The sequence below is a fragment of the Pseudomonas putida genome, assembly GCA_029953615.1.
Classification (GTDB): Bacteria; Pseudomonadota; Gammaproteobacteria; order Pseudomonadales; family Pseudomonadaceae; genus Aquipseudomonas.
In genome coordinates, this window is record CP124529.1 from 4330029 (window position 1) to 4349876 (window position 19848).

At 64.7% G+C, this 19848-nt stretch carries 15 protein-coding genes and 2 pseudogenes; 8 read left to right on the top strand and 9 right to left on the bottom strand.

Going from position 1 to position 19848, the window contains the following annotated elements; genetic code table 11:
• Positions 1-383: 383 nt before the first annotated feature.
• Positions 384-2271 (bottom strand): annotated as a pseudogene (mcpA, locus tag QIY50_19855) (methyl-accepting chemotaxis protein McpA).
• Positions 2272-2413: 142 nt separating this feature from the next.
• On the bottom strand, positions 2414-3292 hold the full coding sequence (locus QIY50_19860) for a LysR family transcriptional regulator (GenBank protein ID WGV19580.1): 879 nt from the start codon (positions 3290-3292) through the stop codon (positions 2414-2416).
• 102 nt (positions 3293-3394) lie between these two features.
• Here QIY50_19860 and QIY50_19865 point away from each other — a divergent pair, with 102 nt between their 5' ends.
• A complete protein-coding gene (locus tag QIY50_19865) occupies positions 3395-3823 on the top strand; it encodes a PACE efflux transporter (protein WGV19581.1) in 429 nt (142 codons plus the stop codon).
• Positions 3824-3860: 37 nt separating this feature from the next.
• On the opposite strand, the gene QIY50_19870 is transcribed toward QIY50_19865, so the two are convergent.
• From QIY50_19870 to QIY50_19885, 4 genes are all read right to left on the bottom strand, one after another.
• Positions 3861-4922, bottom strand: a complete 1062-nt coding sequence (locus QIY50_19870) for a hypothetical protein (GenBank protein ID WGV19582.1) — start codon at positions 4920-4922, stop codon at positions 3861-3863.
• A 242-nt stretch (positions 4923-5164) separates the two neighbouring features.
• Positions 5165-5833, bottom strand: coding sequence for a GntR family transcriptional regulator (locus QIY50_19875; GenBank protein ID WGV19583.1), 669 nt, complete (start codon positions 5831-5833; stop codon positions 5165-5167).
• Between the two features lie 16 nt (positions 5834-5849).
• The gene (locus QIY50_19880) at positions 5850-6554 is read right to left on the bottom strand and encodes an FCD domain-containing protein (GenBank protein ID WGV19584.1); all 705 of its coding nucleotides are present in this window, start codon (positions 6552-6554) and stop codon (positions 5850-5852) included.
• A 44-nt stretch (positions 6555-6598) separates the two neighbouring features.
• A complete protein-coding gene (locus QIY50_19885) occupies positions 6599-7909 on the bottom strand; it encodes a C4-dicarboxylate transporter DctA (GenBank protein WGV19585.1) in 1311 nt (436 codons plus the stop codon).
• A gap of 491 nt (positions 7910-8400) precedes the next feature.
• Here QIY50_19885 and QIY50_19890 point away from each other — a divergent pair, with 491 nt between their 5' ends.
• Both QIY50_19890 and QIY50_19895 read left to right on the top strand, forming a co-directional pair.
• Entirely contained in the window at positions 8401-9966 is a 1566-nt protein-coding gene (locus QIY50_19890; protein WGV19586.1) for a PAS domain-containing methyl-accepting chemotaxis protein, read from the top strand.
• Positions 9967-9979: 13 nt separating this feature from the next.
• On the top strand, positions 9980-11668 hold the full coding sequence (locus tag QIY50_19895; protein WGV19587.1) for an EAL domain-containing protein: 1689 nt from the start codon (positions 9980-9982) through the stop codon (positions 11666-11668).
• A 7-nt stretch (positions 11669-11675) separates the two neighbouring features.
• Here the strand turns inward: QIY50_19895 and QIY50_19900 are convergent, their stop codons facing one another.
• The 3 genes and pseudogenes from QIY50_19900 to QIY50_19910 all read right to left on the bottom strand — a co-directional run bounded on the left by QIY50_19900 (position 11676) and on the right by QIY50_19910 (position 15475).
• Positions 11676-12155 (bottom strand): Lrp/AsnC family transcriptional regulator, encoded by a 480-nt coding sequence (locus QIY50_19900; GenBank protein WGV19588.1) that lies wholly within the window; start codon positions 12153-12155, stop codon positions 11676-11678.
• A gap of 109 nt (positions 12156-12264) precedes the next feature.
• Positions 12265-13330 (bottom strand): annotated as a pseudogene (locus QIY50_19905) (ornithine cyclodeaminase).
• A 396-nt stretch (positions 13331-13726) separates the two neighbouring features.
• A complete protein-coding gene (locus QIY50_19910; protein WGV19589.1) occupies positions 13727-15475 on the bottom strand; it encodes a sigma-54-dependent Fis family transcriptional regulator in 1749 nt (582 codons plus the stop codon).
• Positions 15476-15698: 223 nt separating this feature from the next.
• On the opposite strand from QIY50_19910, the gene QIY50_19915 reads away from it, so the two are divergent.
• The 5 genes from QIY50_19915 to QIY50_19935 are packed head-to-tail and all read left to right on the top strand — an operon-like array spanning position 15699 to position 19839.
• Positions 15699-16793, top strand: coding sequence for an ABC transporter ATP-binding protein (locus QIY50_19915; protein WGV19590.1), 1095 nt, complete (start codon positions 15699-15701; stop codon positions 16791-16793).
• Positions 16793-17890, top strand: coding sequence for an ABC transporter ATP-binding protein (locus QIY50_19920; GenBank protein WGV19591.1), 1098 nt, complete (start codon positions 16793-16795; stop codon positions 17888-17890). The genes QIY50_19915 and QIY50_19920 overlap by 1 nt, the downstream gene beginning before the upstream one ends.
• Positions 17887-18750 carry a sugar ABC transporter permease gene (locus QIY50_19925; GenBank protein ID WGV19592.1) on the top strand — a complete coding sequence of 288 codons (864 nt, stop codon included), beginning with the start codon at positions 17887-17889 and terminating at the stop codon, positions 18748-18750. Before QIY50_19920 ends, QIY50_19925 begins: the two co-directional genes overlap by 4 nt.
• 3 nt (positions 18751-18753) lie before the next feature.
• On the top strand, positions 18754-19554 hold the full coding sequence (locus tag QIY50_19930) for a carbohydrate ABC transporter permease (GenBank protein WGV19593.1): 801 nt from the start codon (positions 18754-18756) through the stop codon (positions 19552-19554).
• Positions 19555-19566: 12 nt separating this feature from the next.
• Positions 19567-19839, top strand: coding sequence for a DUF2160 domain-containing protein (locus QIY50_19935; GenBank protein ID WGV19594.1), 273 nt, complete (start codon positions 19567-19569; stop codon positions 19837-19839).
• Positions 19840-19848 lie beyond the last annotated feature (9 nt).

Sequence of the window (19848 nt, forward strand, 5' to 3'; positions counted from 1 at the left end):
CCCTCTCCCAAGCGAGTTAGGTAACAATGGCCTCCGGTTCCCCGACCTCGAACTTCATGCTGCTGCAACCTTGTAATGCGAAGTCCGACTTGTCGGCTTCTCGATACTCTTCGCAGTGGGCAATGAGGCGGGGGCCTCTCTACATACAAGGTCAGGGGCAATACCTGCCTTCAGGAGCGATCGGCCTCCCCGGAAGTGCTTCTTCAGCCCGACGAGAATAACCTCTCCCGCTAGGCCAGACACAACATACAAGGAGCGGCCTTGTGTCGCGAAAGGGTCGCGCAGCGACCCCGGCGATTTCTGCGGTGTAGCTGAAAATCCGGGGTCGCTGCGCGACCCTTTCGCGACACAAGGCCGCTCCTACAGCGGGTGTGGGTTCCGGTTTAGATCCTGAAGCTGCCTACCAGCTGCTTCAGGCGCCCGGCCTGCTGGGCCAGTTGGTCGCAATGGCGCAGGGTCTCGTTGAGGTTCTCTACCCCTTGCTGGTTCAGGGCGTTGATCTGGGTGATGTCCAGGTTGAGGCTTTCGACCACGGCGGTCTGCTCTTCGGTAGCGGTAGCCACCGACTGGTTCATGCCATCGATCTCGCCAATGCGCTGGGTCACGCTGGCCAGGCGTTCGCCGGCCTGGTTGGCCACCTGCACGGTCTGCTCGCTGGAAACCTGGCTGGTGTTCATGGTGTGCACCGCTTCGCGCGAGCCCACCTGCAGGCTGGTGATCATGCGGTGGATTTCTTCCGCCGATTCCTGGGTGCGGTGCGCCAGGTTGCGGACCTCGTCGGCCACCACGGCAAAGCCACGGCCGGCTTCACCGGCACGGGCCGCTTCGATGGCGGCGTTCAGCGCCAGCAGGTTGGTCTGCTGCGAGATGCCCTTGATCACGTCGAGGATCTTGCCGATTTCGTCCGTGCTGGCGTTGAGCGTTTCGATTTGCGCGCAGGACTCGCTGATCCGCTGCGACAGGGCGGTCATTGCGCTGATCGCTTCTTCGACCACTTCACGGCCACCGTGAGCCTGCTCGCTGGCACCGCTGGCATGCTGCGAGGCATCGGCGGCATTGCGGGCGATTTCCTGGGTGGCGGCACCCAGTTCGTTGATCGCTGCGGCCACGCTGTTGGTGCGCATGCTTTGCTCTTCGGAGCCGATGATCGATGCGTTGGAGGCATTGACCACCTTCTCCGACAGGTCGTGCACCAGGCGGGTGGCTGACGACACTTCGCTGATCGAGGCATGAATGCGCTCGACAAAGCGGTTGAACGATGTGGCCAGTTCGCCGAACTCGTCCTTGTTCTGTACGGTCAGGCGGCGGGTAAGGTCACCTTCGCCCTCGGCGATGTCGCGCATGGCGCGGCCCATGGTGGTCAGCGGGTTCATCAGCACCGGGATCAGCAGGCCGAGCAGGCCGGCGATCGCAGCCACGGCAATCAGCATGGCGATGATCGCCGAGGTGCGGAACTGGCTGAGCGCGGCGTAGGCTTTGTCCTTGTCGATCGACAGGCCGATGTACCACTGTGCCGAAGGCAGGCCGGCCACCGGGGCGAAGGAGATGATGCGGTCCTGGCCATTGAGGGTGACATCCTGCATGCCAGCAGCGACCTGCAGATTGCTGCCGGGGTAGATGTCCTTGAGGTTCTTCATCACCTGGTCTTTGTCGGGGCTGACAATTACCTGGCCATTGCTGTCGGCCAGGAAGGCGTGGCCGATGCCGCCGAAATCGACCGAGTTGATGATCTCGACCAGGGTGTCGAGGGTGACGTCACCGCCGACCACACCCATCAGTTCGCCATTGCTCTTGCTTTTCACAGGCGTGGCGATGGTTACCATCAGGCCACCGACAGCGCCTTGGTACGGAGCAGTCAGCACGGACTGCCCGGCGCTGGCAGCGGCACCGTACCACGGGCGCTGACGTGGGTCGTAACCGGCGGGCATCTGCGCATTGGGGCGCTGGGTGAACGCACCGTTGGCCTTGGCCCAGGTAAGTGAACAGGAAATTACGCGTGTAGGACGGCTGCTCGATCAGCCCGGCCAAGGTGTCGCCAGCGCCTTGCTGGGCGATGTCCTGGGCCAGGTTTTCCAGAACCAGAATGCGCCCGCTCATCCAGTTCTGCACACTGCTGGCGGTCAGTGCACCCGACTGCTGCACCGAGGCTTCGATGTTCTGGCGGATGGTGTTGCGTTGCAGGTAGTCGTTGTAGAGCGTGAACAGGGCAAAAGCCAGGACCACGACGCCGCAGGCGCTGAGCAGGATCTTGTGGCGAAATTTCAGGTTCATGTTTCGAGACCTTGGGCCAGTGAGGGGAGGGCGCAGCGCGCTCATGACGCATTGCGGAACCTATCGACCGGGATATCGGCTCAAGGGCTAAAAGATTGATGCTCTTACAGAAAATTCTTACAGTCGTTTCGACAGACGGTATTCACAGGCTACACAACTGCTCTATCAATAGGCGGGCAGCCTGCTGCAACGGCTGTTGCTTGCGCCACAAGAGGTGTACCGGCAACTGCAGTTCGTTGCGGGTGTTGCGAAAATCCAGGCGCACCAGGCGCCCGTTGGCCAGTAATGGCGCGACCCGCGACAGCGGCAAGTCACCCCAGCCCAGGCCGGCTTCCACCATCTGCTGGGCGAGGTCGAAACTGTCGGTGGACCAGTGCGTGGCGCCTATCAGCGGGCGCGGGTCGGCCAGCGGCAGGTCGCGGCTGCGCACCAGAATCTGGCGCACTCGGGTCAGGTCTTCGAGGTAGCGGATACGTCCTTCGCGCAAGGCCGGGTGAGTGGGGGACAAGGTGGCAACCAGCGACTCCATGCCGATGTGCTGGAAGCCGCGACGGGCATCGACCTGCAGCCCGGCAAAGGCAACGCAAAGGTCGGCGCGGCCGCTGTCCAGCAGGTGCAAGGCCTCCTCCTGCGGGGCGCTGAGCAGGGCGATGTCCAGCAGCGGGTGGCGCTCACCCAGGCGAGCGATCGCCGCCAGCAGCGGGTGGTGGTCGATGTCCGGCACCACGGCCAGGGTCAGCCTGCTTTCCAGCCCCTGGGACAGCTCCAGGGCATGCACCTGCAGCAGCCCCAGTTGCTCGGCGATCAGCCGGGCATGGGGTTCCAGCGCCCTGGCCTGCGCAGTCGGGCGGACTTCGCGCGGGCCGCGTTCGAACAAGGTGTAGCCCAGTTCGGCTTCGAGGTTGCCGATGGCCATGCTCACTGCCGAAGGCACCCGTTGCAGGGCGCGTGCGGCGGCGGAAAACGAACCCCGGTCAAGCACGGCGAGAAACAGCTGGATATTGTCGCTGGAAAAGTTCATGGCAGCCTCCTGTCAGCGGATCTGACAGCTGCTGACTTTTGCTGTCAAGTGCGATGAAGCATGATCGCGCCCTATCGCTTTTGTCATTGGAGGTAACCGCGGGTGCAGGGACTCAAACGCAAACTGGTCTACGTGACTTTCTATGAGCTGATCGGGCTGTGCATGTCGACCCTCGGGCTGGCCTACCTGTCGGACACCCAAGCGTCGCATACCGGGCCTTTGGCTGTGATGATCACAACCATCGCGATGCTCTGGAACCTGATCTACAACAGCCTGTTCGAGTGGTGGGAGAGCCGCCAGGCCAAGCGCGGGCGCAGTGTGGCGCGGCGTGTGGCGCATGCCATCGGCTTCCAGCTGACCCTGGTGGTGTACCTGATTCCGCTGATTGCCTGGTGGCTGGACATGACATTGCTGGAAGCGTTGCTGGTGGACATGGCGTTCATCGTGCTGGTGCCGTGCTACACCTTTGCCTACAACTGGGCGTTCGACCGGATCTTTGGCTTGCCGACTTCTGCGTTGGCTGCTGCCTGAAATACTTGTGCTGCGAAGAGGCCAACACAGACGTTAGCTAAGGCGGCAGGCGAATGATCAAAGGCTCCTGCTGTTGCTTCACCTGTTGCTCAACCGGTTGTTCAGTCGACCGCGGCGCACTGGCCAGCAAGCTGTCCTCGACCTGCCCCGACAGGTAGTAGACCCCCGACATGGCCCCGCTCTGGCGGTTCTCCATCAGTTCCTGCCATTCCTGGTTCAGCGCCACGTTCAGGATCACCCGCAACTGCTCGACCATCTGTGGGTGTTCGCGGTCATGGGTCATCATCCCGTAGCCAGCCGCCGCAATCGAAATCATCGCCCCCGCCACCTTGCCCACCGCCGACGCCACGGCACTGGCGATGCCGCGCGGGGCCAGGGTGGCGCCGAGTTTTTCGCTGGCCTGGTTGGCCACCGAGTTCAGCCCGACATCGGTCTTCCCGGGGCCCTTGCTGGCCTGCTGGTGGAGGTGCTGGCGCATGGCTTGCCAGGCCGGTTGCTGGGCCAGAGACTCTGCCCGCAGCAGTTGGTACAGGCTGGCATTGCGCGCATCCGGCGGCCCCAGGGCGATGGCGGGAATGCGGTTGAGGCGCTGGCTGAACTGCTCGGGGGGCGCGTTGTAGCGGCTGATGATGGCCGGCAGTTGCTGGCCGAGCAGTTGCAGGTACAGCTCGCAGGCGCGGTCGCGGATGCCTTCGGGGTTGATCTGCTCGGCCACTGGTTCGATCACCCTCTTGTGGTACTGCTCCTGCAGATACAGTGCCAGGCGTTTTTCCGCCGGCTCCCGGCCTTCGCCGCTGTCGATCTTGTACCAGGCCACCTTGAGGGTCAGCCACTGCTGGGTCCAGTAGCCGGTAAACCAGGGGATGAAGTCGCTTTCGGTGCGCTGCTGGACCTGTTCCTTCCACACCCGCATGGAGCGCCTGGCATAGTCATTGGCCGAGCTGGCGGCACCGACCGAGGCGTCGATCAGTTCCTGGTCGATGCGTTGCCAAACGGCGGGGGTGAGCACCACCGGTGGTGGCGGGACAGGTGGTGGCTTGCCTGCGCAGCCGGCCAGGGCCAGCAGCAGGCACAGCAGCAGGAGGACTCGAGTGCTCACGCAACCGCCTCCCTGGTAGAGGCTGGGGTCGTTCTCGGAGTATAGGGTGGGGTTGAGGGGGCTGCCGTGCAGCCTATCGGCCATCGCCCGGCCAACGCGATCCATGTAGGAGCGGCCTTGTGTCGCGAAAGGGCCGCAAAGCGGCCCCGGCAATTTCTGCTGCACAGCTGAAATCCTGGGGCCGCTTTGCGCCCCATCGCGACACAAGGCCGCTCCTACAAGGGGGCGTCAGCTTGAGTCGGTCATTCCAGGTCGAGCTTCTCTTCCAGGCGGTCGAGGTGCTTGTGCATCAGCCCCAGCGCCGCCTCGGCATCGCCATGCTCCACGGCATCGATGATCGCTGCATGTTCCTCCCACGCGCAGTGGTCGCAGCATGGCGCTTCGTAGCGGGCGATGATCAGCGAGGTCATCGGCACCAGGCCATTGAGAAAACGCGCCAGTGGCGCATTGGCGGCCACCTGCGCCAGTTTCAGGTGAAACTCGCCGCCCAGGCGTATCGCCGCGCAACGCTCGCCGTTTTCATGGTGCTGGCGCTCACGTTCCACCAATTGCCGCAGCTGGCGAATCTGCACCGGCCGAGCGCGTTGCGCGGCCAGGGTGATCAGCGTTGTTTCAGCCAGGCGCCGGGCGCTGAGCACCTGGCGTGCCTGCTCCGGGTCGGGCGCGGCCAGATGCGCAGTGTGGCTGGGGCGCTGCACCACCACCTGCTGGTCGGACAGGCGCCCGAGCACACGGCGGATCACTGTACGGCTGACACCAAAGGCCTGGCCCAGCGCCTGTTCGGGCAACAGGCTGCCAGGCGGCAGGCGCTGTTCGAGGATGGCATCGAACAGCCGCGGGTAGATCTGCTCGGCCGACAGGCGGGTTTCGCCGGCCGCGAGCAGGGCTGGCAGGTGGGGGGCGGCGTTCATGGTCGCTCTCCTTGGGTCATGGATGCGGGTGTTCGTCCGGGATGTTCAGCGGGATGCCCATGCGCAGCCCTTCGGCCAGGATGTGCTGGCGCATCTGGGCACTGGCCTGGGCGCTGCTGCGCTCACGTATGGCGCGCACCACCGCTTCGTTTTCCTTCAGCCGAGCGGCCAGGTGCTCTGGTGAATTGCGCAGCATGTCGGCGCTCTGCTTGAGGGCATTGCCGGTCTGTTGCACCACGCTCTGGAAGATCGGATTGGTGGTCTGGGCGAACAGTGCTTCATGGAAAGCGATGTAGGCCCTGACGCCGGCTTCGCTGTCATCGGCTTCCAGTGCCTCTCGCATGTCCATCAGGGTCAGGCGCAGCTGGCCGATGTCCTGGCTGTTGGCCGACTGCGCCACCAGGCCGACAATGAAAGGTTCAAGGGTATAGCGCAGCTCCAGCACGTCGGCGAGGCTGGCGGCGGTGTTGCTGTCCAGGCCCGGTTCCTGGGCGGCAGCGTCGGCATCCAGCACCAGCACGCCCTTGCCCGGCAGCGAGCGCACCAGGCCCAGGGTTTCCAGCACGGTCACCGCTTCGCGCAGGCTGGGGCGGCTGATGCCCAGTTGTTCGGCCAGCTCGCGCTGGCCTGGCAGCATGTCGCCGGTACGCCATTGGCCGCGGGCGAGGGCCTGGCGCAGTTTTTCCACCACTGAGTTGACGACGGTCGATGAGCTGATCACGGTGCGCTCCTGGAAGGGCCGGCACCAGTGCCGGCCACGTTCGCTCAGAATTCCTGTTGATGGGGGTTGGGCTGCTTGCGTGGCGCGGGGGCGAAGCCGGGTTTGCCGTCGAGCACGTTGTGCGCACGTTCCAGGTCGATGTCCTTCTCCCAGCGGGCAATGGCCACGGTGGCCACGCAGTTGCCGATCAGGTTGGTCAGCGCCCGGCCGATGCCCATGAACCAGTCCACCGCCAGTACCAATACCAGGCCGACCACCGGGATCGCCGGCACGGCGGTCAGGGTAGCAGCAAGGATCACCAGCGCCGAGCCCGGGATGCCGTGAGCGCCCTTGGACGTCACCAGCGACACCAGCAGGATGGTCAGCAGGTCGGTCATTGCCAATGGCGTGCCGGTGGCGTTGGCAATGAACACGATGGCCAGGGTCAGGTAGATGGAGAAGCCATCGAGGTTGAACGAATAGCCGGTGGGGATCACCAGGCCGACGGTGGAACTGCCGATGCCCAGGTGCTCCAGCTTGCGCATGATCTGTGGCAGTACGGCGTCGGACGAGGCGGTGCCCAGCACGATGGTCAGTTCTTCACGCAGGTACTTGATCAGTGGCAGCAGCTTCAGGCCTGACAGGCGCATGACCGTGCCCAGCACGATCAGTACGAAGCCGGCGCAGGTCAGATAGAACAGCGCCACCAGCCCACCCAGGTGTTGCAGCGATTCCAGGCCGTACTTGCTGGTGGTGAAGGCGATGGCGCCGAACACACCGATGGGGGCCAGGCGCACGATCATGCCCATGATGCGGAAAATCACGTGGCTCAGTTCGTTGATCAGCCGCGAGATGCCGGCTGCGGAGTCGCCCACCAGGTTCAGCGCGCTGCCGAACAGTACCGAGAACAGCAGCACCTGGAGGATGTTGTTGTCGGCGAAGGCGCCGATCACCGAAGTGGGGATCAGGTCCATGAAGAACGCCGTGGCGCCGTGGATGTGCTGGCCGCGTTCGGCCAGGCTGCTGGCGTCGGCGCTGGACAGTTGGTCCAGGTGGATGTTGGCGCCGCTGCCGATACCGCTGGTGAAGGCGAACACCAGGCCGATCACCAGCGCCAGGGTGGTCAGCACTTCGAAGTAGATCACCGACTTCAGGCCGATACGCCCGACCTTTTTCAGGTCGCCGGCGCCCGAGATGCCGCTGACCACCACGCAGAACACGATCAGGCCGATGAGCATCTTGATCAGCTTGATGAAGCCGTCGCCAAGGGGTTTGAGTTGCAGGGAAAGGTCAGGGAAGCTGAGACCGCAGGCGATGCCGAGGGCAAGGCCGAGCACGACTTGCAGGAAGATCGAACGCGAGCACCATTTGAGCATGGGAGGGATCTCTGATCGGTGTCCTTGCTTCGGTAGCCGCACGGGGCGAAAGAGCGCAGGACTTAATTATTGTGGTCTTACCGGTTTGTTCAGCGCGAAGCCATGAAAGCGCGAAAAAATCGACAATGCAAGGATTTTTGGCCTTACCGGTCTGACCAGTTATGGAGCAATTCGGCCTGCCGAGCTCTAGTTCGGTGCATGGGCTGGGAACGCCGTTCGCAGGCGAACCGCCGCTCCCACAGGGACTACACACATGAATCAGATCAGGCTTTGGCCAGTGCGTGGGGATTACTGCAAGCCGCTTGCCAGGCGCCATGCCGACGTCGATATTTTCGATAACGCCATGATTCGTAAGGTTTATTTGCATTATGTGGCTGACCTCGTAGAATCCGCGCCCGACCGGGAAGTCACTAAAGGGCAGATTGTGGGGTGTTCATCCTGAAAATCGCCCGCAAGCAGGCTCCTGGCGTTTATATGAATGGAGTCTCATTGTGCGTCTCAACCTTCCGGTCACCCCGGTCGAGCAACGTTTCCCACCTGATCAACGGCTGATTTCCGCGACCGACACCGCCAGCCTGATTACCTACTGCAACCCTGAATTCGCCGCCATCAGCGGGTACAGCGAGGCCGAACTGATCGGCAGCCCGCACAACCTGGTGCGCCATCCGGACATGCCGCCGGCGGTATACGCGTTGATGTGGCGTTACCTGAAAGCCGGCAAGAGCTGGATGGGCATCGTCAAGAACCGCTGCCGCAACGGCGACTACTACTGGGTCAATGCCTATGTCACGCCCATCCTCGAAGCCGGGCGGGTGGTTGGCTATGAGTCGGTGCGGGTCTGCCCCACGCGCGAGCAGGTGGCCCGTGCCGAGGCCCTGTATGCGCGCTTGCGCAATGGCCAGGCGGTGTTGCCGTGGCCACGTCGGCTGAGGTTGCTGGCGCAGGCCCTGGCCTTGCCGCTGGCGAGTGGGCTGCTGGCGCTGGGCGCCAACCAGCTGTGGCCAGGCCTGGTGGGGCAGGGGCTGACCGTGGGCCTGTTGGTGGCCTACGGCCTGTGGGCGCGCAATGCCTTCGGGCGGCAGATGCAGCAGGTTGTGCAAGGGGCTGCCGGCACGTTCGCCGACCCCATCGCGGCCTTGACCTACAGCGACCTGCCCGGTGCCGCCGGGCAACTGCAAATGATGCTGATCAGTGAAGAGGCACGGTTGAAAACCGCGCTGACCCGGTTGAGCGACCTTGCGGCGCAAATGGCCGTGGCCGCCCATGATGCCGGGCAGTTGTCACACAGTACCGAGGTAGCCTTGCTGGAGCAGCGTGCGGAAACCGACCTGAGCGCCACCGCCATGAACCAGATGGCAGCGTCCATCGGTGACGTGGCCAGGCATGTGCAGCTTACCGCCGCCGAGGCCCACACCGCGCATCTGCTGGCCGAGCAGGGCAGCCAGGTGGCCGATGCCAGTGGCGCGGCGATTCGCACCCTGGCCGGCACCGTGGCCGGGATCAACCAGGCGGTCAGCCACCTGGCTGGTCAGACCGGTGCTATCGCCGAGGCCACCGGGATGATCCGCGGCATTGCCGAGCAAACCAACCTGCTGGCGCTCAATGCGGCCATCGAGGCGGCCCGCGCGGGTGAACAGGGCCGCGGCTTTGCCGTGGTCGCCGACGAAGTGCGGGCACTTGCCGACAAGACCCGCCAGTCGACCTTGCATATCCAGGCCATCATCGATGCCTTGCGCAGTGGTGCCGAAGAAGCCGTGGCGATCGCCAGCCAGGGCATCGACGGCGCCGAGCAGGGCGTTGCCCAGGTGCAGGAAACCCGGCAGGCGCTGCATGGCATTCGTGACGCGGTGCAGCGCATCAGCGACATGAGCCAGCAGATGGCCACGGCCTCGCAGCAGCAGTCGGCAGTGGCCGCAGACGTTTCACGGCAGATCAACGGTGTGGCCGGCATTGCCCAGCACAGCGCCCACAGCGCCAACGCTGCCGCCTCGCGCGGCGCCGAACTGGAAGAGGTATGCGCCGGATTGCGCGCCCTTGTGGAGCGCTTCAACCGCTAAGGCAGGATGCTTTATGGATGACATCTATCGTGCGGCCGTGGACGCGGCCGCGATCTTTTCCGAAACCGACCTGCGTGGGACCATCACCTACGTCAACCAGCAGTTCTGCAGCATCTCGGGCTACAGCCGCGAGGAGCTGCTGGGCGCCAACCACCGCATCCTCAACTCAGGCCTGCACGAGCCGGAGTTCTTCGTTGGCATGTGGCGGGCGCTGGCCGCCGGCCGGGTATGGAAGGGCGAAATCTGCAACCGCGCCAAGGACGGCTCGCTGTACTGGGTCGATAGCACCATGGTGCCGCTGGTCGACCCGCTTACCGGCCAGGTGCGCAAGTACGTGTCGATCCGTTTCGACGTCACCGAGAAGCGCCAGCTGCTGCATGCCTTGCAATGGCGGGTGGGCCACGACGTACTCACCGGCCTGCCCAACCGCGCCTACTTGTCCGACCTGCTGAACCAGGCCCTGGCCTACTCGCGCCGTGAAGACATTCCGCTGGCGGTGTGCATGCTCGACCTGGATGGTTTCAAGGCGGTCAACGACGGCTACGGGCATGCCATCGGCGACCTGCTGCTGGTCGAGGTGGCGCAGCGGCTCAAGCACATCCTGCGCGGTGGTGACGCGGTGGCCCGGCTGTCTGGGGACGAATTCGTGCTGATCCTGCGCGACGTCGACGAAGACCGCCAGCTGCATGCGGCGTTGCGCCGGGTGCTGGGCGCACTGGCGGCGCCCTATGTGGTGCGCGAGCACCGCCTGTCGCTGAGCGCCAGTATCGGCGTGACCCTGTACCCGCAGGATGACGAAGACGCCGACACCCTGGTGCGCCATGCCGACCAGGCCATGTACGTGGCCAAGCAGCGTGGGCGTAACCGCTATTACTTGTTCGACGTGTCCCAGGAGCAGGAGCTCAAGGCTACCCACCAGACCGTGGCGCGGGTGCGCCGGGCCCTGCTCAACGGCGAGCTGTGCCTGTATTACCAGCCCAAGGTCAACCTGCGCAGCGGCCAGGTGCTGGGTTTCGAGGGCTTGTTGCGCTGGCAGCGGCCAGGCCGTGGCCTGGTGCCGCCTGGTGATTTCCTGCCCTGGGTCGAGCAGACCGACCTGATCGTGGAAATCGGCGAGTGGGTGCTCCACCAGGCGCTGGACCAGCTGCAGGCCTGGCAGCGCCAGGGGCAGCCGTGGTCACTGAGTGTGAATATCGCCGCACGGCACTTGCAGCGCAGTGACTTTGCCGAGCGCTTGCAGCAGTTGCTGGCGGCGTATCCGGAGGTGGACCCGGCGCGGCTGGACCTGGAAATTGTCGAGTCGGTGGCCATCGACAACCTGCAGCATGTCAGCCGCTGCCTCGATGCCTGCCGCGCGCTGGGTGTGCGTTTCTCCCTAGACGACTTTGGCACCGGCTATTCGTCGCTGAGCTACCTGAAGCGCTTGCCGACCCAGACGATCAAGATCGACCAGTCGTTCGTGCGTGACATCCTGCATGACCAGGACGACCTGGCGCTGACCAGGGCGGTGATTGGCCTGGCACGTGCGTTTGGCCGGGAGGTGATTGCCGAAGGGCTGGAGAGCGTCGAGCACGGCCGGGTGCTGATGGGCCTGGGTTGCGAGCTGGCGCAGGGTTACTGCATTGCTCGGCCGATGCCGGCCAGTGCAGTGGAGGCCTGGACCCAGGCCTACCGGCAGCCGGCGCAATGGCGCGACCCTTGAGCGCACGTCAGCGCGCCATTGGCTTGACCTCGGCCAGCACCGGGTGCGCCACCAGCTTGTCGATGTGCAAGGTGGCGTCGTTCATCCAGCTTTCGCTGAGCAGGCGGTAGTGTTCCATGTCGCGGCAGCGCAGGCGCAGGCTGTAGTCGAAATGGCCGCTGATCAGCTGACATTCGTGCACTTCCGGGCAGTTGCGCAGGGTGGCTTCGAAGGCTTTCTGCGCGGCACGCCCGCTTTGGTTGGACAGGGCGACCAGCACCAGCAGCGACACCCCGGGAGCCACCTTCTGCAGATCGATGATTGCCCCGTAGCCGCGGATCACGCCACGGCGCTCCAGCTTGCGTACACGCTCGAGGCAGGGGCGCGGGGTGAGGTGGACGAGGCTGGAGAGTTTTTCGAAGGTGATGCGGCCATTGTGGCGCAGGGTGTCGATAATCGCTTCGTCGATGCGGTCGAGGGGGTGGGCGTTGGCGTCCTTGGTGTCCATGCGCTTGGGCTTCTTTCAGTGAGGGCATCGAACAGGTTAGGCGCTTATCGAGTGGGCGTCCTCAATCTCCATCTGCCTCATTCGCGGGCACGCCCGCGAATAGGCCGGGTCACGCGCAGACGGAACCAGCTGTGGACACCGCCCGCAGCTCCACCACCCGCGGCTGCAACAACCCATACAAATCCTTCGGATCCTCCAGCACCGGCACCAGCCCGATGTCCGTGCCGATACCCAGTGCCTGCGCATTATCCAGCACATAGCGCAAGGCCGAGTAATCCTCCAGGGCAAACCCCACCGAGTCGAACAGCGTCCACCTGTTCGGCGCTCTCGCGGCCCTTGGCTTGCCCGGCAACTACCTGCCAGAACTCGGTCACCGGCGAGTCCGCCGGCATCTGCTGGATCTCGCCCTCCACCCGGCTCTGCGGCTCGTACTCGACGATCACCCGGGCCCGCTCGACAATCGCCCGGTGCAGTTCGGTCTTGCCCGGGCAGTCACCGCCCACGGCGTTCAGGTGCATGCCCGGTTCGATCATCTCCGGGGTTAGGATGGTGGCGTAGGCTTTGTCGGCGGTCACCGTGGTGACGATATCGGCCCCGCGCACCGCTTCGGCCACGGAGCTGGCGATGCTCACTTTAAGACCGGGGCGATCGGCCAGGTTGGCGACCAGCTTGGCCGAGGCGGCCGGGTCGATGTCGTACAGGCGGATCTCATCGATTCCCAGCAGGGCATTGAAGGCGATGGCCTGGAACTCGCTCTGCGAGCCGTTGCCGATCAACGCCATGCTGCGGCTGTGTTCGCGCGCCAGGTAGCAGGCGGCCAGGGCCGAGGTGGCCGCGGTGCGAATGGCGGTGGTCAGGGTCATTTCGCTGAGCAGCAACGGTGCACCGGTATCGACGCTTGCCAGGGCGCCGAAGGCCATCACCGTGGGCAGGCCATGGCTGGTGTTCTTCGGGTGGCCGTTGACGTACTTGAAGGCGTAAAGGCTGGCGTCCGAGACCGGCATCAGCTCGATTACGCCGTCCGCTGAATGGTTGGCCACCCGGGCGCATTTTTCGAAGGCGGGCCAGCGCTGGTAGTCCTGGCGGATGTACTCGGCCATTTCCAGCAGGCATGTGGGCAGGCCTTTGCGGTTCACCAGGCGGGCCAGGTCTTGCACATCGATGTAGCGGGTCATGGGGGTCTCCCTGCGGCGACGCTTCCAGAGTGGGCTCTGGTTTCATTGTGCGGCGGGTGGGGAGGTAAAGATGGCTGTAATGGGCTGTGGCAGCAGCGGCTTTGGCTGATTTCGCGGCGTGGGCAGCCGAATCGGCTGTGGGTGCCTGTACCGGCCCTATCGCCGGCAAGCCGGCTCCCACAGGAATATCACAGGCCTCGAGAGCAACGCCGTACCTGTGGGAGCGGGCGTGTCGAGGCGTCGAACCGCCGCGAACACGGGCGAAGCCCGTGCCATCCACCGCGTCGCCTGTTTCGCGGGCTTGCCCGCTCCCACAGGTACTGCGCATGGCTTGAGGTCAGCGCGGTCGGGTGGGAGCTGGCTTGCCGGCGATGAGGCCAGCGCAGGCCACGACAATCATCGCTCACGCAGCCGCTTGTACAGCGTGGTGCGGCTGATCCCCAGCCCGCGCGCCACCGCCGACAGGTTGCCGTTGGCTTGCTCCACCAGTGTCTGCAGGTCTGCCTCTTCGCTCGCAACCGGCGCCGGCACCTGTGACTCGGCGAGAAAACCCGCAGGCAGGTGTTCCAGGCCGACAGGCCCATTACCCGCCAAGGCCAGCGCCACCTGCAGCACACTCACCAGTTCGCGCACATTACCCGGCCAGGGGTGTTGATCGAAAAGCTCGATAATCGCCGCAGGCAGCCGCGCGGGCTGCCCGGGTTCGCGGTAGCGGGCATGCAACTGTTCGATCAGCTGCCGGCGGTCGCTGCGCTCGCGCAGCGGCGGCAACACCACTGCCAGCCCGGCGATGCGGTAATACAGGTCCTGGCGAAAGCGCCCGGCGCGCACCTCTTCGGCCAGGTCGCGGTTGCTTGCCGACACCACGCGGATATCCACCGCCACCGGCTCGCCGCTGCCCAATGGCTGGATGCTGCGCGTTTGCAGCACGCGCAGCAGCCGGGCCTGGGTGGGCAACGGCATGTCGCCGATTTCATCGAGAAACAGGATGCCGTGATGGGCCTTGCGGATCAGCCCCGGGTTGCCCTTCTGGTGGGCGCCGGTGAACGCGCCCTTGTCGTAGCCGAACAGCTCCGATTCCACCAGCTCGGCCGGGATCGCCGCGCAGTTGACCGCGACCAGCGGCTGGCTGGCCCGGCTGCTGGCCCGGTGCAAGGTATCGACGAATACCTCCTTGCCGACCCCGGTTTCACCCTGTACCAGTACCGGGATGTCCTTTTCCAGCAGCAGGCCGGCTTGCGCCAAGGCTTTCTCCAGGCGTGGTTCGGTGCTGCCGGGGGCGTGGCGGCCGGGGGCCTCGCGCGGTGGCTGCCACTGGCAATGAAAGCGGTTGCGCCCGATGGCTTGCAGGGCGAAGGGCTGCTGGCGCGGATGGCTGAGCAGCTGTTGCAGAGGCAACTGGAACAGTTGCGCGATGTTCTGCTGCAGCGGGTTGCCACCGAGCAGGGTGTCGGCCCGGTGATTGGCGGCCAGCACCTGCCCGCGCTCATCGAACACCAGCAGGCCGGCCCACGGGCTGTCGAGGTTGTCGGAAGCGCTGTTGAAGATCAGTTGCGCGTGCTTGTCGGCATGCTCGGCGAGGATCAGGCGGTTCTCCAGGCTCTGGCCCATCATGCGTACCAGGCCCAGGGTCTGGCTGGCGGGCAGGTAGCCGTCGCTGGCGACATCGAGCACCCCGACCAGCTGCCGCTCGGCATCGAACAGCGGCGCGGCGGCGCTGGACATGTAGCGGTTCTGGCGCAGGAAGTGCTCGTCCTGGCCCACGTGGACCGCCTCGGCGCAGACCAGCGCGGTGCCAAGGGCATTGGTGCCGACGCCGCGCTCGTGCCAGTGGGCACCGGCGCTGAAGCCATGCTGCTGGCGCGGCTCGATGAAACGCCGCGAGCCCCAGCTGTCGAGCAGGCAGCCGCTGGCATCGGCCAGCATCACCAGGTAGCTGGCATTGCCCAGCAGGTGCGCATATTGCGGCAGCACCGCTTCGCGGGTCAGCCGCAGCAGGGCCTGGCGCCGCTCCAGCAGGGCACTGAGCTCGGCGTGGGTCAGGCAGTCGAAGTCCGGGGCGTGCTGGGGTTGCAGGCCGTAGTCGCGGCAGCGGGCCCAGGAGGCCTGGATCAGTTGGGCATGCAGTGAAGCGGATGCGGCCATGGGTCTGTCCTGTGTGATTGTTGTCATGGAGCCGACCGCTGTTCAGTGTTGTGCACGGTTGTTCAATGTCAAACCGGCAAGTGTTCAGTTGTTCAGTGTTTGTGTTCACTTGTGAACCTGCGATTGGCCGGAGTTTGCCTGCCGGCCCCGGGCCAGACGCTCGCGGTGCAACTGGCACGAAACTGGCTCTACCTGGCAGAAATAACCACAAGAAGGCCACGCCATGTCTCTGGTGCTGGAACAGGTCAGCCGCAGCGTCGACAACCAGGCCTGGATCGTCGATGCCTCACTGCGTTTCGAGCCCGGCTCGTTCAACGTGCTGCTGGGCCGTACCCTGGCCGGCAAGACCAGCCTGATGCGCCTGATGGCCGGGCTCGACCGCCCGGACCGGGGGCGGGTGCTGATGGATGGCCAGGATGTGACTGGCGTGCCGGTGCGCCAGCGCAATGTGTCGATGGTGTATCAGCAGTTCATCAATTACCCGACCCTCAGCGTGTACGAGAATATTGCGTCTCCGCTGCGCCAGGCTCGCATGGCCGAGCCGCAGATCCGCCGGAGGGTGCAGGAAACCGCCGAGATGCTGCGTATCGAAGCCTACCTGCAGCGCCTGCCGCTGGAGTTGTCCGGTGGCCAGCAGCAACGCACGGCTATGGCCCGTGCGCTGGTCAAGGATGCCTCCCTGATCCTGTTCGACGAGCCTCTGGTCAACCTCGACTACAAGCTGCGCGAGGGTCTGCGCCAAGAGCTGCGCGAGCTGTTCGCGGCGCGCCACTGCATTGCCGTGTATGCCACCACCGAGCCCAACGAGGCGCTTGCACTGGGCGGCACTACCACCCTCGTGCATGAGGGCCGCATCGTCCAGAGCGGGCCTACCGCCGAGGTTTACCAGCGCCCGGGCAGCGTGCTGGCTGCCGAGCTGTTTTCCGAACCACCGATCAACCTGGTGCCTGGCCATATCAGTGGCAACGATGTGAGCCTGGCCCAGGCCGTGCACTTTGCCCGCAATGCCGACTTGCAGGCGCTTGCCGAGGGCGACTACCGCTTTGGCGTACGGCCAAGCCACATCAGCCTGGTGCCGGCCCACGACGATGACCTGGAATTGTCGGTGCTCGTGGAACTGGCCGAGATCAGTGGCTCAGAGACCTTCCTGCATGTGCGCAACGAACACTGGCGCATGATCCTGCACCTGCCGGGGGTGCACGAATACCAGGTGGATACGCCTATCCGCGTGTTCATCCCCACCCACAAGCTGTTCGTGTTCGACAGCGTCGGGGCGCTGGTGCAGGCCCCGGGGCTGCGCCAGGCAAGGAGAGGGTGATGGCCGAAATTCGCCTGCGCCAACTGGCGCACAGCTACAGCCGCCAGCCTGCCAGCGAGGCGGACTACGCCCTGCACGCGCTGGAACATGTGTGGGAGCAGGGCGGTGCCTACGCTTTGCTCGGGCCGTCGGGCTGCGGCAAGTCGACCTTGCTCAACATCATTTCCGGGCTGCTGACACCGTCCCACGGCGAGGTGCTGTTCGACGGCAAACCGGTCAATCAGCTGTCACCGCAGGCACGCAACATCGCTCAGGTGTTCCAGTTTCCGGTGGTGTACGACACCATGACGGTGTTCGACAACCTGGCGTTTCCCTTGCGCAACCAAGGGCTGGACGAAGCCCGGGTGCAGGCCCGGGTGGAGGAAATTGCCGAGGTGCTCGACCTGTCGGCTGTGCTGCGCAAGAAAGCGCGCAACCTCAGTGCCGACGAAAAGCAGAAGGTCTCCATGGGGCGTGGCCTGGTGCGCGATGACGTGTCGGCGATCCTGTTCGACGAGCCGCTTACGGTGATCGACCCGCACCTGAAGTGGAAACTGCGGCGCAAGCTCAAGCAGATCCACGAGCAGTTCAACATCACCATGATCTACGTCACCCACGATCAGCTGGAGGCCTCGACGTTCGCCGACAAGATCGCGGTGATGCACGGCGGGCGCATTGTCCAGTTCGGTACTCCGCGCGAACTGTTCGAGCGGCCGCGGCATACCTTCGTCGGTTACTTCATCGGCAGCCCGGGGATGAACCTGATCGAGGTGCGCGCCGAAGCGGACGGGGTGGTATTCGGCGATATTCACCTGCAACTGCCCGACGGCTTGCGCGAGCGCCTGGCAGCGAACGCGGGCGGGCGCTTGCAGGTGGGCATCCGCCCGGAGTTCGTGCAGCTGTGGGACAGCCCGTTCGATGACGCCTACCCGGCACAGGTGCTGGATGTCGAAGACCTGGGTACCTACCGTATCGTCACCCTCGAACTGGGCGGTGTCGCGCTCAAAGCGCGCCTGGGCGAGGACCGCCCGCTGCCGGTGGCCCAGGCCTGGGTCAGCCTGCCGGCGCAGTGGCTGATGCTGTACCTGGACGATGTGCTGCTGGAGGCCGGGCCATGAACAAGGTGCCGAACAACAAGGCCTGGTGGCTGGTGCTGCCGGTGTTTCTGTTGGTGGCTTTCAGTGCGGTGGTGCCGATGATGACGGTGGTCAACTACTCGGTGCAGGACATCTTCGACCAGTCCAACCGCTACTTCGTCGGCGCCGACTGGTATCGCCAGGTGCTACGCGACCCGGCGCTGCACGATGCGCTGCTGCGCCAGTTCATCTATTCCGCGTGCGTGCTGCTGATCGAGATCCCGCTGGGCATCGCCATTGCCCTGACCATGCCGACCAAAGGGCGCATGGCCTCGGTGTGCCTGATCGTCATGGCCATCCCGTTGCTGATCCCGTGGAACGTGGTCGGTACCATCTGGCAGATTTTCGGCCGGGCCGACATCGGCCTGCTCGGTGCCACCCTGGCCAGGCTCGGGGTCAGCTACAACTACGCCGGCGACCCGTTCGATGCCTGGCTGACCGTGCTGGTGATGGACGTGTGGCACTGGACATCGCTGGTGGCGTTGCTCTGCTATTCGGGGCTGCGCGCCATCCCCGATGTGTACTACCAGGCGGCGCGCATCGACCGCGCCTCGGGTTGGGCGGTGTTCCGCCATATCCAGTTGCCCAAGCTGAAGAACGTGCTGCTGATCGCGGTGATGCTGCGCTTCATGGACAGCTTCATGATCTACACCGAGCCCTTCGTGCTGACCGGCGGCGGGCCCGGCAATGCCACCACCTTCCTCAGCCAGACCCTCACGCGCATGGCCGTGGGGCAGTTCGACCTGGGCCCGGCGGCGGCGTTCTCGCTGGTGTACTTCCTGATCATCCTGCTGGTGTCGTGGCTGTTCTACACAGCCATGACCCATGCCGACAAGGACTAGGCCATGAGCAAGCGCAAATCGCTGGCCCTGCTGCTGTACTTCTTCTTCCTGCTGGTGCCGATCTACTGGCTGCTGAACATGTCGTTCAAGCCCAACACCGAGATCCTCGGCGGCCTGTCGCTGTGGCCACAGGCGTTCACGCTCGACAACTACCGGGTGATCTTCACCGATGCCAGCTGGTACAGCGGCTACATCAATTCGCTGTACTACGTGTGCCTGAACACGCTGATTTCGCTGCTGGTGGCGCTGCCTGCGGCATATGCCTTCTCGCGCTACCGCTTCCTCGGTGACCGGCACCTGTTCTTCTGGCTGCTGACCAACCGCATGGCGCCACCGGCGGTGTTCCTGCTGCCGTTCTTCCAGCTGTATTCGTCGATCGGCCTGTTCGATACCCATATCGCCGTGGCCCTGGCCCACTGCCTGTTCAACGTGCCGCTGGCGGTGTGGATCCTCGAAGGGTTCATGTCCGGTGTGCCGAAGGAAATCGACGAAACGGCCTACATCGACGGCTACAGCTTCCCGCGCTTCTTCGTGAAGATATTCGTTCCGCTGATTGGTTCCGGCATCGGCGTAACGGCGTTTTTCTGTTTCATGTTCTCCTGGGTCGAGCTGCTGCTGGCGCGCACCCTGACCTCGGTGAATGCCAAGCCGATCGCTGCGGTGATGACCCGTACCGTGTCGGCTTCGGGCATCGATTGGGGCGTACTGGCGGCGGCGGGGGTACTGACCATCCTGCCGGGCATGCTGGTGATCTGGTTCGTGCGCAACCACGTGGCCAAGGGCTTCGCCCTGGGCCGGGTATGAGGAGGGCAAGGCATGGAATGGATGGCCTGGACCTTGCCGACGGCGCTGTTCTTCGCCGCCGTCGGCGTGCTGCTGCTGGGCATGACCCTGCTCGAACTGCGCCGCCCCTGCGTGGAGCGGCGCGGCTTCCTGCCGCTGGTCACCAGCCGTGGCGACCGCTTGTTCATCGGCCTGCTGGCCAGCGCCTACCTGCATTTGCTGGTGGTTGGCGTCAGCGAGTGGCCATTGTGGGTGGCCTCGCTGCTGTCGCTGGCGTGGCTGGTGGTGGTACTGCGCTGGGGCTGAGCGAGCGGC